Annotated in this window: 13 protein-coding genes; 4 read left to right on the forward strand and 9 right to left on the reverse strand. The window is 73.7% G+C overall.

Annotated elements, in window-relative coordinates:
• Positions 1-29: 29 nt before the first annotated feature.
• The 6 genes from ACFVGW_RS17275 to ACFVGW_RS17300 all read right to left on the reverse strand — a co-directional run bounded on the left by ACFVGW_RS17275 (position 30) and on the right by ACFVGW_RS17300 (position 7,718).
• Positions 30-1,388, reverse strand: a complete 1,359-nt coding sequence (locus tag ACFVGW_RS17275) for a carboxyl transferase domain-containing protein (protein ID WP_385852562.1) — start codon at positions 1,386-1,388, stop codon at positions 30-32.
• On the reverse strand, positions 1,381-2,859 hold the full coding sequence (locus tag ACFVGW_RS17280) for an acyl-CoA synthetase (RefSeq protein ID WP_385852563.1): 1,479 nt from the start codon (positions 2,857-2,859) through the stop codon (positions 1,381-1,383). The genes ACFVGW_RS17275 and ACFVGW_RS17280 overlap by 8 nt, the downstream gene beginning before the upstream one ends.
• Before the next feature lie 49 nt (positions 2,860-2,908).
• A complete protein-coding gene (locus ACFVGW_RS17285) occupies positions 2,909-4,096 on the reverse strand; it encodes a nitrate/nitrite transporter (RefSeq protein WP_383228688.1) in 1,188 nt (395 codons plus the stop codon).
• Positions 4,097-4,227: 131 nt separating this feature from the next.
• A complete protein-coding gene (locus ACFVGW_RS17290) occupies positions 4,228-5,781 on the reverse strand; it encodes a GAF domain-containing protein (protein ID WP_385852564.1) in 1,554 nt (517 codons plus the stop codon).
• Positions 5,782-5,817: 36 nt separating this feature from the next.
• A complete protein-coding gene (locus ACFVGW_RS17295) occupies positions 5,818-6,861 on the reverse strand; it encodes a rod shape-determining protein (protein WP_385852565.1) in 1,044 nt (347 codons plus the stop codon).
• A gap of 305 nt (positions 6,862-7,166) precedes the next feature.
• Positions 7,167-7,718 carry a hypothetical protein gene (locus tag ACFVGW_RS17300; RefSeq protein ID WP_385852566.1) on the reverse strand — a complete coding sequence of 184 codons (552 nt, stop codon included), beginning with the start codon at positions 7,716-7,718 and terminating at the stop codon, positions 7,167-7,169.
• Positions 7,719-7,840: 122 nt separating this feature from the next.
• On the opposite strand from ACFVGW_RS17300, the gene ACFVGW_RS17305 reads away from it, so the two are divergent.
• Positions 7,841-8,704: a hypothetical protein gene (locus ACFVGW_RS17305; RefSeq protein WP_385852567.1), complete on the forward strand. Its 864-nt coding sequence runs from the start codon at positions 7,841-7,843 to the stop codon at positions 8,702-8,704.
• A gap of 15 nt (positions 8,705-8,719) precedes the next feature.
• Here ACFVGW_RS17305 and ACFVGW_RS17310 read toward each other — a convergent pair whose 3' ends face one another.
• Positions 8,720-9,154, reverse strand: a complete 435-nt coding sequence (locus tag ACFVGW_RS17310) for a MarR family transcriptional regulator (protein WP_352189302.1) — start codon at positions 9,152-9,154, stop codon at positions 8,720-8,722.
• A 97-nt stretch (positions 9,155-9,251) separates the two neighbouring features.
• Between ACFVGW_RS17310 and ACFVGW_RS17315 the strand changes: the two genes are divergently transcribed.
• From ACFVGW_RS17315 to ACFVGW_RS17325, 3 genes are all read left to right on the forward strand, one after another.
• Positions 9,252-10,271 carry an NADP-dependent oxidoreductase gene (locus ACFVGW_RS17315; RefSeq protein WP_385852568.1) on the forward strand — a complete coding sequence of 340 codons (1,020 nt, stop codon included), beginning with the start codon at positions 9,252-9,254 and terminating at the stop codon, positions 10,269-10,271.
• Positions 10,272-10,334: 63 nt separating this feature from the next.
• Positions 10,335-10,757 (forward strand): organic hydroperoxide resistance protein, encoded by a 423-nt coding sequence (locus ACFVGW_RS17320; RefSeq protein ID WP_352189301.1) that lies wholly within the window; start codon positions 10,335-10,337, stop codon positions 10,755-10,757.
• Between the two features lie 95 nt (positions 10,758-10,852).
• Positions 10,853-11,662 (forward strand): EI24 domain-containing protein, encoded by an 810-nt coding sequence (locus ACFVGW_RS17325; protein WP_385852569.1) that lies wholly within the window; start codon positions 10,853-10,855, stop codon positions 11,660-11,662.
• Positions 11,663-11,823: 161 nt separating this feature from the next.
• On the opposite strand, the gene ACFVGW_RS17330 is transcribed toward ACFVGW_RS17325, so the two are convergent.
• Positions 11,824-12,537 carry a carbon-nitrogen hydrolase family protein gene (locus ACFVGW_RS17330; RefSeq protein WP_385852570.1) on the reverse strand — a complete coding sequence of 238 codons (714 nt, stop codon included), beginning with the start codon at positions 12,535-12,537 and terminating at the stop codon, positions 11,824-11,826.
• A 52-nt stretch (positions 12,538-12,589) separates the two neighbouring features.
• Positions 12,590-13,864: a pyroglutamyl peptidase gene (locus ACFVGW_RS17335; protein ID WP_385852694.1), complete on the reverse strand. Its 1,275-nt coding sequence runs from the start codon at positions 13,862-13,864 to the stop codon at positions 12,590-12,592.
• Positions 13,865-13,926 lie beyond the last annotated feature (62 nt).

Below are 13,926 nucleotides of genomic sequence, written 5' to 3' on the forward strand. Positions count from 1 at the left end.
GCCGTGCCGGGACTCCCGTCGTCCGGCGCTCAGCCGCCGCGCCTCACGATCCCGCGCACGATGCCCAGCTCCACCAGGTCCTGGGGCCGCAGCCGGAGCTGGTCGGCGGTGGCCGGTGCCTGGTCCTCCGGCCTCTTGAGGATGGCCGAGGCGAGCTCGGGGGCGATGACGGAGAAGTAACTGTCGGGCGTGGCCCAGGTGTTGCCCGGTGCGGCCAGCGCCAGCGCCCCGCCCGAGCCGCCCTCGCCGACCAGGAGCGAGGTCACCGGGACCCGTGCCTCGGCGACCGCGGTGAACGCCTCCGCGATGGCCGGACCCGCTCCGGCCCGCTCGGCCCGGGCGTCGTTGGCGGCGCCCGGGGTGTCGATCAGGGTCAGCACGGGGATCCCGAGCCGGTCCGCGAGCCGGATCAGCCGTGCGACGGTCCGGAAGCCCGCGGGGCGCGTCGCCGAACCGTCCTGAGCGGCGTACGCGACCGGTCGCCCCTCGTGGAGGCCGAAGCCGCACTCCACCCCCGGGTCCACCCCGCCCGCCCGGTCCCCGCGCAGGGTGGCCCGCGCCGTGAAGTAGGCGTCCAGATAGGCCCCGGCGCGAGGCCGGCCGGCGTCCCGGGCCCGTACGACGGCCTCCCAGCCGCTCCCGGGCGGCGCGGCCTCGGTGAGTGCCCGGGGCGGAGGAGCGGGTGCCGACGCCGGTCCGTCGGGCAGGCCGTCGGCCGTCAGCAGACGCAGCCACAGCGCGAGCGTCGTCCGCAGCTCCTCCGGTGCGACGAGCGCGTCCACATGCCCGTGCTCCCACTGGCTGTCGGCCGTGTACGCCTCCGGGTCGGCGTCCCTCGGACGGACGCGGGAGCCGGCGAAGGCCACCTGCGCGGAGGGGAGGGCGAGGACCACGTCCGCGCCCGCGCCGACGGTCGCCCAGCCGCCGCCCGTGGACGGGTCCCGGAGCACCGTGACATGGGGGACCCCGGCCTCCCGCAGCCGTACCGTCGCCTCGGCCACACGCTGCAGCTGGGCGAGGGCGATCATGCCCTCCTGCATCCGGCTGCCGCCCGTCGCCACGAGCGACACCAGCGGGACCCGGTCCGCGCGCGCGGTCCGGTACGCGGCGACGAGCCGGTCCCCGGCCGCCTGCCCGAGCGAGCCGCCGAGGAAGCCGAACTCGAAGGCGACCAGGACCACAGGGCGACCGCCGATCGTCGCCCTGCCGTACAGGACGGACTCCTCCTCGCCGGTCCTCGCCGCCGCGCGTGCGCGTGATGCGGCGTACCCGGCCCAGCCGATCGGACCCTCGGGCAGCGGCGGCGCCGGGGAGGCCGGGGGAGGCAGCGCGGTGAAGTCGCCGGTGACCAGCGCGACGACCTCGCGGGCCGTGAGCCGTTCAGCCATGGAGGGCCTCCGGGAGCGCCTTCTTCAGCAGCTTGCCCATGTCGTTGCGGGGCAGCGCCCGCAGGAAGTGGACCGTACGCGGGCGCTTGTGCGGGGCGAGGAGCCCGGCGACATGGTCCGCCAGTTCCCCGGCCGTCGGCGGCTTCTCCGCGTCGACCGGCACCACCCAGGCCACGATCCGCTCCCCGAGATCGGGGTCCGGCGCACCGGTCACCGCGGCCTCCAGGACCGCCGGATGTTCCAGGAGCGCGTTCTCTATCTCGCCGGCGCCTATCTTGTATCCGCCGCTCTTGATCAGGTCCGTGGCCTTGCGGCCCACGATCCGTACGTACCCGTCGGGTTCACGGACCGCCATGTCGCCGGTGCGGAACCAGTCCCCGTCGAAGGCGGCGGCCGTCGCGTCCGGCCGGTTCAGGTACGCGGTGAACAGGTTCGGGCCCTTGACCTGGATCTCGCCGACGCTCTCCCCGTCGTACGCCCGCAGCTCCGTGCCGTCCTCCTCCACGAGCCGCAGCTCCACGTCCCTGAGGGGGAGCCCGACGGATCCGGGGCGCGGACGGGACCCCACGGGGACGCCGGTGTTCATCAGGGTCTCGGTCATGCCGTACCGCTCGATCACCGTCCGGCCCGTCGCCGCCGTGATCCGCTCGTGGTCGTGGACCGGCAGCGCCGCCGAGCCGGAGACCAGCAGCCGCGCCCCGGCCAGCGCCCTTACCAGCGCCGGATCACCGCCGAGCGCGTCCGCGATCCGGTGGTACATCGTCGGTACGCCGAACAGCATCGTGCCGCCGCCCGCGCCCAGCTCCCGCGCCACGCCCTCGACGGAGAACGCGCCGAGGTGCCGCACCGATCCGCCGCGCCGCAGCGGCCCGAGGATCCCCAGGATCAGCCCGTGGACGTGGAAGAGGGGCAGTGCATGGACGAGCACGTCGTCCTCGGTCCACGCCCAGGCCTCCTCCAGCGCGTCGAGCGAGGCGGCGATCGCCCGGCGGGAGAGGACGACGCCCTTGGGCGGTCCGGTGGTGCCGGAGGTGTAGACGATGAGGGCGGCGGACTCGGGATCGTCGGGCTCCGCGCCGGAGAAGGCGAAGGCCGCCGAGACCGGGGTGTCGTGGTCGACCGCCGCCCCGACGTCGATCCGGGGCACGTCGGCCAGTCCCGCCGGCAGCACGTCGTCCGCGCCGGCGAGCACGGCCCCCGGCAGGCTGTCGCCGAGTATGTGCGCCAACTCCCGCTCACCCGTACGCGGATTGATCGGGATCGCCGGAACGCCGGCCAGCAGCGCGGCCACCACGCCGACGGCCGTCGCGGCGGTGGGCGTGGCCCAGACGGCCACCCGTCCCGCGCCCAGGATCCGCGTCACCAGGGCGCCGGCCGCCTTGCCCAGGTCCTCGTACGTGAGCGTCTCGGCGCCGAAGCGCAGTGCGGGCAGGTCCGTACGGGTCCTCAGGGCCGGGAACAGCGCGTTCAAGGGTCGTCCTCCTCGCGTGGCGGGATGCGAGAGGCATTCTTCCCCCGCCTCAGGGCCGGTGCGCTGCGACCTTGCTCACCTCCGGGGCGCCGCCGTCGTCCCCGGCCGGCCGGAGGGTCCGCATCCGCCCGTACGCGTACACGCAGCCCGCGAGCGCCAGGTCGGACAGGAGCATGAAGCCGATGGAATAGGAGTCCTTGGCGCTGTAGATCGCCCCCATCACGAGCGGCGGCACGAACCCGCCGAGTCCGCCCATCGCGCCGACGATGCCGGTGACGCTGCCCACCTGCGGCTGCGGGGTGACCTGGGAGACCAGTGCGAAGACCGAGCCGCTCGCCGTGCCGAGCCCGGCGGCCATGCAGAGCAGGGCGATCGTGCCGCCGGGGTTCAGCGGCGGGTCGAAGGCCTGGACGATGGCGAAGACGGCGGCGAAGCCGAGCGCTGCGGCGGTCACGAGCGCCGGGTGGATCCGGTCCGAGAGCCAGCCGCCGATCGGGCGGAAGACGACGGTGACGAGGGCGAATCCGGCGGCCTTGGTGCCGGCGTCGGTCGGGTCGAGTTCGTACCAGGTCTTCAGATACGTCGGCAGGTACACCCCGAACGCGACGATGCCGCCGAAGCCGATCGCGTACAGCGCGGACAGCTCCCAGGTCACCCGCAGCCGGCCCGCCTTGGCCAGCCGGGAGCCGAGGGAGGCCGTGGGGACCGGCCGGTCGGGGCGGTCGGTGATCAGGAACACGGCGAGGACGGCGTACGCGGCGAGGCCGACGGCGACGACGAGGAACGGCAGGTTGTCACCGTGCTTCGCGATGCGAGGGGTGAAGTACCCGGAGAGCGCCACACCGCCCATGCCCATGCCGAAGACGCCGAGCGCCAGCCCCCTCTTCGCGGGCGGGAACCAGGAGTTGACCAGCGGGATGCCGATGGCGAAGGTCGTGCCGCCGAGGCCGAGGAGGAAACCGACGGCGAGCATCGCACCGTAGGAGTTCCTCGCCGGGATCAGCAGCAGCACGGGGACGATCGTCAGTGCCGCCACCAGGGGGAACATCACCTTGGCGCCGTAGCGGTCGGTCAGGGCGCCTGCCGGGATCCGGCCGAGGGATCCCACCAGGACCGGGACGGCGACGAGCAGCGACTGCTGGAACGAGCTGAGGTTCAGCCGGTCCCCGTAGTCACCGGCCAGCGGCGCGATCAGGTTCCACGCCCAGAAGGTGAGCGTGAATCCGATCGTGGCCATGACCAGGTTCCGGTAGGCGGCGCCGGAGGGCTTCTCGAGGGTGTCCACGTGATCAGTCAAGTTGGCGGGGCCGGGCCGGGCGCGCCGGACTGGGCCGTACGGGGGCGGGCCGGCGGCTCCTGACGGATCCGCTACGGCCAGGCGACCGTCGTCGGCGGACGGCCGTCGTCCACCACCACCAGGTGCGGGCCCTCCCGGGTCGCCGCCACCTCGACCGTGATCGCCGTGACGCCCGGCCGGCGGTGGGCGGCCGCGAGCGCGCCGCGCAGGGTGGAGAGGAGCCGGTCGGCGTCGACGGGCTCGACGAGGGTGTCGACCGCGCCGGAGAAGTGCACCGAGGGCTGGAACCCGAGCAGCACCGCCGCGCCGCCCGTCTCGCGCAGCACCCGCCCCCGGAACGTCGTCGGCGCGTCGGCGGGCGGCTGCTGGAGCGCGAAGATGGCCGTCCGTACCTCCTGGATGGTGGAGTCGAGCTCGTCCACGGCCCGCGCGATCAGGGCGCCCTCCTCGTCCGGGCCCGCCGGGGCGACCGCTTCACGGGGGCCGGTGTCCGCCGCGCGCCGCCGGGTCGACTCCAGCATCATCTCGGTCGCGAAGAGCCGCTGGACCACGAGATCGTGCAGGTCACGGGCGATCCGGTCGCGGTCCTCGTAGACCGCGAGCTGCTCCCGGTTGTGCTGCGCGTCCGCCAGGACCAGTGCGAGCGCCGCCTGGGAGGCGAACTGCGAGGCGAGCAGCCGCTCCACCGCCGTGTACGGGCGCCCGCCGCGCCGCCGGGGGAGGGCGAGGGTGCCGATGAGCCGGCCGCCGCTCTGCAGCGGCAGCATCATCGACGGCCCGAACCGCGACCGTACGTGCGTCGTCATCCGCGGATCGGTCGCCGAGTCGTCGACGAAGACCGGCTCCCCGCCGAGCAGTTGCTCCAGGACCGGCGAACCCGGCGCGATCGTCGTACCGACCAGGTCGCCCGGGTCGCCCACCGTCGACGCCGCCACGATCTCCATCCCGCCCTCCTCGGTGGGCTGGAGGACGACCCCCGCCGAGGCGTCGGCGAGCAGCCGCGCCCGCTCGGCGACCGTCATCAGCGCGTCCGCCGCGGGCTCCCCGGTGAGCAGCGCCGTCGTCACCGCCGCCGCGCCCTCGATCCACCGCTCGCGCTGGCGCACCGTCTCGTACAGCCGGGCGTTGCCGATGGCGATCCCGGCCTGCGAGGCGAGGACACGCAGCATGGCCAGGTCCTCGTCGGTGAACCGGCCGACGTGCTTCTCGGTGATGTAGAGGTTGCCGAAGACCTCGGTGTGGACGCGGATGGGGACACCGAGGAAGGTGTGCATCTCGGGATGCCCCTCCGGTACCCCTCCGGAGCGCGGATCGGCCGTCAGATCGTCGAGCCGCAGCGGCCGGGGGTCCTCGATGAGCGCGCCGATGAGTCCGCTGTGGCCGTCGGGCAGCCGCGGGATCCGCTGCCGCTCCGCCTCCGTCATCCCGGCGGTGAACAGCTCGGTGAGCCGGCCGCGCTCGGGGTCGACGACCCCGAGCGCTCCGTAGCGCGCTCCGATGAGTTCGATCGCGGAGTCCACGATGTGCTGGAGCGTGGCCCGCAGTTCGAGTTCGGTGCCGACACTCAGGACAGCCTGGAGGAGGAGGGGCAGACGGGGAGCCGGTTCCTTGTCCCTGAGTGACATGGGATCACTGTCCTGGAAACCGGCGGATTGCGGCCTTCAGTGGGCCTCGGCCAGCGGGTCGAGGACCATCGGCTGGATCTTGCCCTCCAGCATTGCGCCGAGCCCGAGGATCGCGCACACGTCGGGGCGTTCGGCGATGGCCACGGGCATGCCCGTCGCCTCGCGCAGCATCTGGTCGAGGCCGGGGAGCAGCGCGCTGCCGCCCACCATCATCACGCCGCGCTCGGCCAGGTCGGCGACGAGGTCGGGCGGGCAGTCGCGCAGGATCTTGCCGATGCCGTCGAGGACGGCGGTCAGCGGGGTGTGGATCGCCTGCCGCACGGCGGCGGTGTCGACGGTCACCGAGCGGGCGAGGCCGGTGGCCACGTCGCGGCCGTGGATCTCGGTGTAGCTCGGGCCCTGGAGCGTCAGGCCGTTCCCGCTGAGGGCGAGTTGCAGGGGGCGGACCGACTGGCTGGGCAGCATCAGCTCGTGCTGGTGGCGCAGGTGCTGGATGACGGCGTGGTCGATGGCGTCGCCGCCCACCGGGATGCGCTCGGCGGTCACGATGGAGCCGAGCGAGAGCACGGCGACCTGGGTGGTCGCCGCCCCGCAGACCATGATCATGGTCGCGGTGGGCTGCTCGACGGGGAGTCCGCAGCCCACGGCCGCCGCGATCAGAGTGTCGACCAGCTCGACCCGCCGGGCGCCGAGCCCGACGAGGGTCTCCACGGCGGCGCGCTGGGCGAGCGGGTCGCTGTCGTGAGGGGTGCTGGCGGCGGCGCGCAGCCGGGGCTTGCGGCGCAGCTGGCGGCGGAGCTTCTCGCCGAGGAGATGACGGAGCATCCGCTGGGCCATATCGATGTCGACGACGGTGCCGCCGGAGACGGGCCGTACGACGCGGATGTAGTCGGGGGTGCGGCCGGTCATCTTCTCGGCGAGGGCGCCGACGGCGATCAGGGCGCCGGTACGGGTGTTCACGGCGGCGACACTGGGTTCGTCGACGACGAGCCCGGCGCCCTTGACGAAGACCCGGGTCCGGGCGGCTCCCAGGTCGACGGCGACATGGCAACGGCGCAGCTGCTCAAGGCTGACGGTCACGGCAGATCCTCCGGAGTGCGGTGCTGGCACGGAGCGAGGCATGAGCGCTCAGGCGCTCTTGTTCGCATCGTGCGACCGCCGCACCCCCGGCGCGCGCTGGGCTGAGCCGCCCGGGGGTGCGCCTCCGCCTGACGGTGGCTCAGCGGGAGCGTGGTGCTCGTGTGGAGTGGGGTGCCCGTCGCGGCGGGTGCTCGCGGCGGCGACCTGCGTGCTCACGGCGGCGGCCTGAGCGCTCGTGGCGGCGGCCTGAGCGCTCGCGGCGGCGACGTGCGTGCTCGCGGCGGCGGGTCCTCGTGGCCTTCGGGTCAGAGGAGGCGTTGGAACAGTCCCCAGGTGAACTCCGCCGCACGGGGCGTGCCGTCCGGGAGGGTGAAGTCCAGGCGGAGGCGCGTGGGCGCGCTGCCGTCGCGGGCCCGGGCCGGCGGGAAGGCGTTGCCGACCTCGGCGAGGGTGCAGCTCCACGGCCGCAGGTCGGCCTCGTCGCGCAGCTCCGGTACCGGGGCGCCCGGCGCACGGACCAGGCCGCTGCCCCAGACCGCCGCCCGCGCCCCCACGATCACCTGCCACCGCAGCTCCGGCCAGAGCGGAAGCTCCCACTCCAGCAGCTCCGCGTCCAGCTCCGTGACCGGCCGCCGCGCCACGGGCTCGCCCAGGACGGACCGGTAGCGGGCCAGTTCACCCGGGCCCCGGCGGCCGTGCGCCCACGCCTGCCAGCGGCGGTTCGCCTCGCGCGACTCGGCCCTGGTCGCCCCCAGGTCCCGGAGCGCTTCCTCGGCCAGGTCCGGCTGGTGGTCGGCCATACGGCGCAGCAGGACGAGCTGGAACTCGCGTGGCCCGAAAGGCTCGGACGGTGTCATGAGCCCATCCTGCCCGAAGCGGGAGATTCACGACGACACGCCGCCGACCTGGGGTTTCCTCACAGGATCCTCACGTACTCGCCTACCTCTGGTGTCCCGTCGACACATACTCTGCGGCAGCCATGGACTACTGCCACCAGTGCCGACGGCACCTCAACGGCGCACTCGCCTGCGCCGGATGCGGGACCCCCGTCGAGGAGCTGCGGTACGAGACCCCGCAACCGGCCGCGCCCCGCGCGGTCGCGGCCGAGCGTGTCGAGTACGTCGAGCACGGTGCGCGTGCGGAGCGCGGGGAGCGGGCCGAGCACGTCTTCGAACTGGACCCGCTCGAACCGCCCCGCGCGACCTCGCACGGCGGCCGGGCCGCCGCCCGCCGTGGCGCCGCGCCGTCCGGGCGGGCCGGTGCCCGCCGCAGCCGCCGTGCGCGCAGCCGCAAGGGGCGCAACATCGTGGTGGGCACCCTCGGCATCGTCCTCGCGGCGGGCGCGCTGGGCATGGCCAAGATGGCGCTCGAACCTCCGGGCGAGGGCGGCGCGGCCACCGCCGTACAGGAGGAGGAGGTCGTCGAGACCTCGCTCCCGCCGCTGCCCTCGGAGACCGCCCCGCCGACGGGCGGTACGACTCCCGTCCACGTCACGAAGTCCGCCGAGCCCCGGGACACGGACACGCCCGCTCCCGGCCACACGGGCATACCCGGCGCCGGGTCCGGCGGATCCGGCTCCGGTGGGTCGGGCTCCGGCGGGAGCGGCAGCGGGTCCGGGTCCGGGAGCGGGTCCGGAGGCGCGGGCCCGCAGGGTTCGGACGGCGGCCAGGGCGGCCCGACGAGCGCCCCGCCGACCGGTTCGCCGTCGGCGTCGCCGACCGGCCCCTCGCCGACCGCCACGGGCAGCGGCGGCCCGACCGCGACGCCGCCGGGCGAGCCGCCGGCGCCGACCACCCCGGCACCCACGCCCAGCCCGAGCTGCTGGCTCTGGATCTTCTGCTGAGCGACCGGGGTCGCGCTACGGCGCGGTCTCGCCCAGCATCCGCTTCAGCAGATCCCGCAGCAGCGTCCGCTCGACGTCCGTGAGCTGTCCCAGTGGCTCGCGCGCGAAGTCCAGCGACTCCCCGAGCCGGCGGGCGGTGTCCACCCCCTCCGGAGTCGGAGCGGCGAGCTTGACGCGGCGGTCGGCCGGGTCGGGGCGCCGCTCCACCAGGCCGCGCGATTCGAGGCGGTCGACGATCCCCGTGACGTTCGACGGCTCGCACTGGAGTTTCTGGGCGATCTTCCGCATCGGGACCGGCTCCAGGGAGAGGAGCCCGAGGACACGGGCCTGGGCGCCGGTGAGCGAGTGCTCCGAGGCCGCCTGCTCGTACTCCTGGTGGTACCGCGCCACGACCGCGCCGATCAGCTCGACGACTTCGAGGGTCAGGGGGTCTGTGCGTGAGGTGGCCATGGGGTTCATCGTACCCAGATACTTGACAACATGAAATATCCAGGAGCATGGTTGTTTCAGTTGATGAAGTAATTTTCTGTTCCAGGAGGCAGTGCTGATGTCCGTTCTTCCCGCGTCCAGCCGTGAGTGGCACCTCGTCGCCCGGCCGCACGGCTGGCCCACCCCCGCGGACTTCGCGCTCCGTGAGGCCCCCGTCGCCGAGCCCGCCGAGGGCCGGATCCTGGTCAAGAACCTGCACTTCTCCGTCGACCCGTACATGCGGGGCCGGATGAACGACGTGAAGTCGTACATCCCCCCGTTCAAGCTGGACCACCCCATGGACGGCGGCGCGGTCGGCGAGGTCGTCGCGTCGAACGCCGAGGGCTTCGCCGTCGGCGACCACGTCCTGCACGGCCTGGGCTGGCGCGAGTACGCCGACGTCCCCGCCCAGCACGCCACGAAGGTCGACCCCGACCTCGCCCCCCTCTCCACGTACCTCGGCGTCCTCGGCATGACGGGCCTCACGGCCTACGCCGGACTCTTCGAGGTCGCCTCCTTCAAGGAGGGCGACGCGGTCTTCGTCTCCGGCGCGGCCGGCGCCGTCGGCAGCCAGGTCGGCCAGATGGCCAGGCTCAAGGGCGCCTCACGGGTCATCGGCTCCGCCGGCTCCGACGAGAAGGTCAAGCTCCTCGTCGAGGAGTACGGCTTCGACGCCGCCTTCAACTACAAGAACGGCCCGGTCAAGGACCAGCTGCGCGAGGCCGCCCCGGACGGCATCGACGTCTACTTCGACAACGTCGGCGGCGACCACCTCGAAGCCGCGATCTCCTCGCTCAACGTGCACGGCCGCGCCACCATCTGCGGCATGATCGCGCAGTACAACGACACCGAGCCGGTGCCCGGTCCGCGCAACATGGCCATGATCATCGGCAAGCGGCTGCGCCTCCAGGGCGTCCTCGTCGGCGACCACTACGGCATGCAGCAGCAGTTCGTCCAGGAGGTCGGCGGCTGGCTGCGCTCCGGCGAGCTGAAGTACGGCGAGACCTTCGTCGAGGGCATCGAGAACGGGGCGGACGCCTTCCTCGGACTGCTCCGCGGCGAGAACACCGGAAAGATGATCGTTTCGCCGACCCGTTAGTCTTCCCTCAGCCGTCGCGATCGTGGGCGCGAGTCGCGGCGAACCAGCAGAAGGAATACCCAGATGTCCATCCAGCAGTCTGACGTCCTGTACACCGCCGTCGCGACCGCCGAGAACGGGCGGGACGGCCGTGTGGCGACCGACGACGGTCAGCTCGATGTCGTCGTGAACCCGCCGAAGGCCATGGGCGGCTCCGGCGCGGGCACCAACCCGGAGCAGCTCTTCGCCGCCGGGTACAGCGCCTGCTTCCAGGGTGCGCTGGGCGTCGTCGCCCGCAACGAGAACGCCGACATCTCGGGCTCGACGGTCACCGCCGAGGTCGGCATAGGCAAGAACGACGACGGCTTCGGCATCATCGTCAAGATCTCGGCGACCATCCCGAACGTGGACGTCGAGACCGCGAAGAGCCTGATCGAGAAGGCCCACCAGGTCTGCCCGTACTCCAAGGCGACCCGCGGGAACATCACGGTCGAACTGGCCGTCTGATTTTGCGCGTAGGCTGAAGAGGACCGCACCCCGACCGACCGGGGTGCGGTCTTCGGCGTCCCGGTCCGCGCGGGGCGCCCGATAGGGTGATCGACATGCGTGATTTCGGGGCCGGGTTCGGTTATCTGGTACAGGGGCAGAAGTGGGTCGCCCGGCACGGCCGGTGGTTCGGTTTCGGGCTGCTGCCCGGGCTCGTGACCCTCCTGCTGTACATCGGCGCGATCATCGGTCTCGGCTACGGCGCCGACGACCTGACCGCCTGGGCGACGCCCTTCGCCGACGACTGGACCTCCCCCTGGCAGGGGATCTTCCGAGGCTTCCTCACCGGCCTCGTCTTCGTCCTCGGCTTCTTCCTCGCCGTCGTCACCTTCACCGCCGTGACGCTGCTGGTCGGCCAGCCCTTCTACGAGTCGCTCTCCGAGCAGGTCGACCGCACCGAGGGCGGCGACGTCCCCGAGTCCGGCCTGCCGCTCTGGCGCGAGCTGTGGATCTCGGCCCGCGACAGCCTGCGCGTCCTGCTGCGGGTCGTGCTGTACGGCATCCTGCTCTTCGCCTGCGGCTTCATCCCGGTCGTCGGCCAGACGGTCGTCCCGGTCGTGGGCTTCTGCGTCTCCGGCTTCTTCCTCACCCAGGAGCTGACGTCCGTCGCCCTCCAGCGCCGCGGCGTCGAGCTGAAGGAGCGCCTCGGCATGCTCCGCGGCCGCCGGATGCTCGCGCTGGGCTTCGGCGTCCCGCTGGCCCTGTCGTTCGTGGTCCCGTTCGTCGCCGTGTTCCTGATGCCGGGCGCGGTCGCGGGCGCCACGCTGATGGCCCGCGAACTGAACGGCGAGACGGCGGCCACCGAGGGCGGCAAGCCCACCCCCGTCCCCTCGGGCGCCCCGCACCCCTACCACCCGGGAGCCTGACCCGCCGCTCGCGCACCCGGCCCGCCGCTCGCGCACCCGGCCCGCCGCTCGCGCACCCGGCCCCGCCGCTCGCGCACCCGGCCCCGCCGCTCGCGCACCCGGCCCCGGCGCTCGCGCACCGGGCCGGGCGCTCGCGCACCGGGCCGGGCGCGCATGGCCGCTCAGCCCACCTCGGCGAGGGCGAACCCCTCGACGCCGGCGCCGGCGCCGGCGATCAGCTCACCGTCCGGGCCCCAGACGCCGCTGTGGCCCTCGCACATGCCCTCCTCGCTCTCGCCGAAGACGTTGGCCATCGCGACGTACAGCCCGAAGTCCCTGGCCCGGGCCGGATAGACCGTCTCGAACGAGTCGTTGCCGGCCGTGAGCACCGAACTCGCCAGATAGACCGTGCAGCCGTCGCCCGCCGCCCGCTCCGCGAACTCGGGGAAGCGGTTGTCGTAGCAGGTGGCGAGCGCGAACCGGGTGCCGTCGAGCGTGAAGCGGCCGTCGGCGGTGCCCGCCGTGAAGACCTCGTTCTCGAAGCCGTGCAGACGCGTCTTGTCGTAGCGGGCGAGGAGCCCGCCGTCGGGGCCGAGGACGAGCGAGGTGAGGCCCGGCCGGCCCCCGGCCGTGCGTACCGGTCCGTTGACGACGGCCGCCGTGCCGGCCGCCTGGCAGGCCTCCCGTACCGGATCGAGCCGTCCGTCGTCCTCGGCGAGATGCAGGGCGGGGTTCCGGTGGATGAGGGTCGGCTCGTAGCCGGTGAGGGCCAGCTCGGGGAGGACGACGACTCGCGCGCCCTCCGCGCCGGCCCGCCGGACGAGGCCGGCCGTCGTACGGACGTTGGCGTCGATGTCCCCGGCGACCGGGGCGAACTGCGCTGCTGCGACGATCATGGCCTCCATCCTCCCTCCGGCGCCCGGCACGGGAACCCCCTCCGGGTACCGGTCAGGACGCCGCCACCGCGATGATCGCCCGCACCTGGCCGATGATGTCCAGCCGGTTGCGTACGAACTCGGGGTCCGTGACCGCGCCCGTCGCCGGGTCCGTGTTCCCCGCCCCGAACTGCAGCACCGGGGTGTGGACGTGGCCGCCCGGCAGCTCCCGCAGGCCGAGCCGGTCGCGCAGCAGGGTCGCGCGGTAGGCGATCTCGTTGGAGAGGTAGTCCCCGCCGCCGCCGGCGCGGGCCGTCGAGCCCGCCGTCGGCCCCTCCGGGCTGACCACCGGGCCGGTCCCGCCCGCCGGGATCTCGGTGACCGCCGTGTTGTCGCGCACCGGGAAGCGCCCGGTGTCCGCCGCGACGATCGAGGCGTACGGCAGGGTCGTCGCCGTCCACTGGGGTTGCGTGGCCGGGTCGGCGACCGGGACGGTCTCCGTGCGCGAGAGGTTCTCGTTGTCGGGGAACCCGCCCCGCCAGGCCCCGTTGAACCGCTCGATGTCGAAGCGGCCGATCCTGCCCTGGCTGACCGTGGTGAAGAGGTCCGCCTTCGGCAGCTGCTCCCGCAGCGTCCGCTCGACCGTGCCGTCGGCGAAGTCCTGCCAGCGGACGGGGAAGACGGCCGTCTCGATCCGGGCGAGGCCGCCGTCGGCCGTCCGGATCCAGGTGCCGTCCAGGGCCAGCGCGGTGGCCCCCGAGGGGTTGGAGATCCGGGCGTCCCGGTCGAGCGTGAACGGATCGAAGCCGGTCATCAGGATCCGCTTCACGCCCTTGCCGAGGGGGAAGCGGATCGCGTCCTGACCACGCGAGGAGCGCTCCAGGCGGTCGAGCAGCCGGGCCCGGCCCTCCGGGGAGAGCCCGAACCGCGGCTGCCAGGAGCGCAGTTCGCGCGTCATGGAGAGCCGCGCCCAGTACAGCGGCCGGTCGTCGTCCCGGCTCAGATCGCCCCGTACGCGACGCCCCTGCGCCCGGTTCACGGCGTCCCGCCAGAGCCCCGCCCCGTGCCGTACGACCGCCCGCTCGGCCTCCCCGTACGACTCCGCGCCCGCGAGTTCCCGGGCGAACTCCGGTGCCACGGAGGCGAATCCACCGCGGCGCAGGATCTCCTGGGGTGCGGCCCGGTCGAGCCGCGCCTCCTCGGCGGTGCCCGGGACGGCGCCCGTCGCGGGGTCCGGGGCGCGGCCCGTCACGGCGACCGCGTCGTCGGCCGAGGCGGGTGGTGCGGCCGCGACCAGCGTCGCGGTGATCAGAGCGAGACCGAGCGAGGCACGGCGTATCCGGGACAGCACTGGCGAGCCCTCCGTCGGGTCGGGAACACGGGTCGATGGCACGGGTCGGCTACCGGCCC

The sequence above is a fragment of the Streptomyces sp. NPDC127129 genome, from assembly GCF_042671585.1.
Taxonomy (GTDB): Bacteria; Actinomycetota; Actinomycetes; order Streptomycetales; family Streptomycetaceae; genus Streptomyces.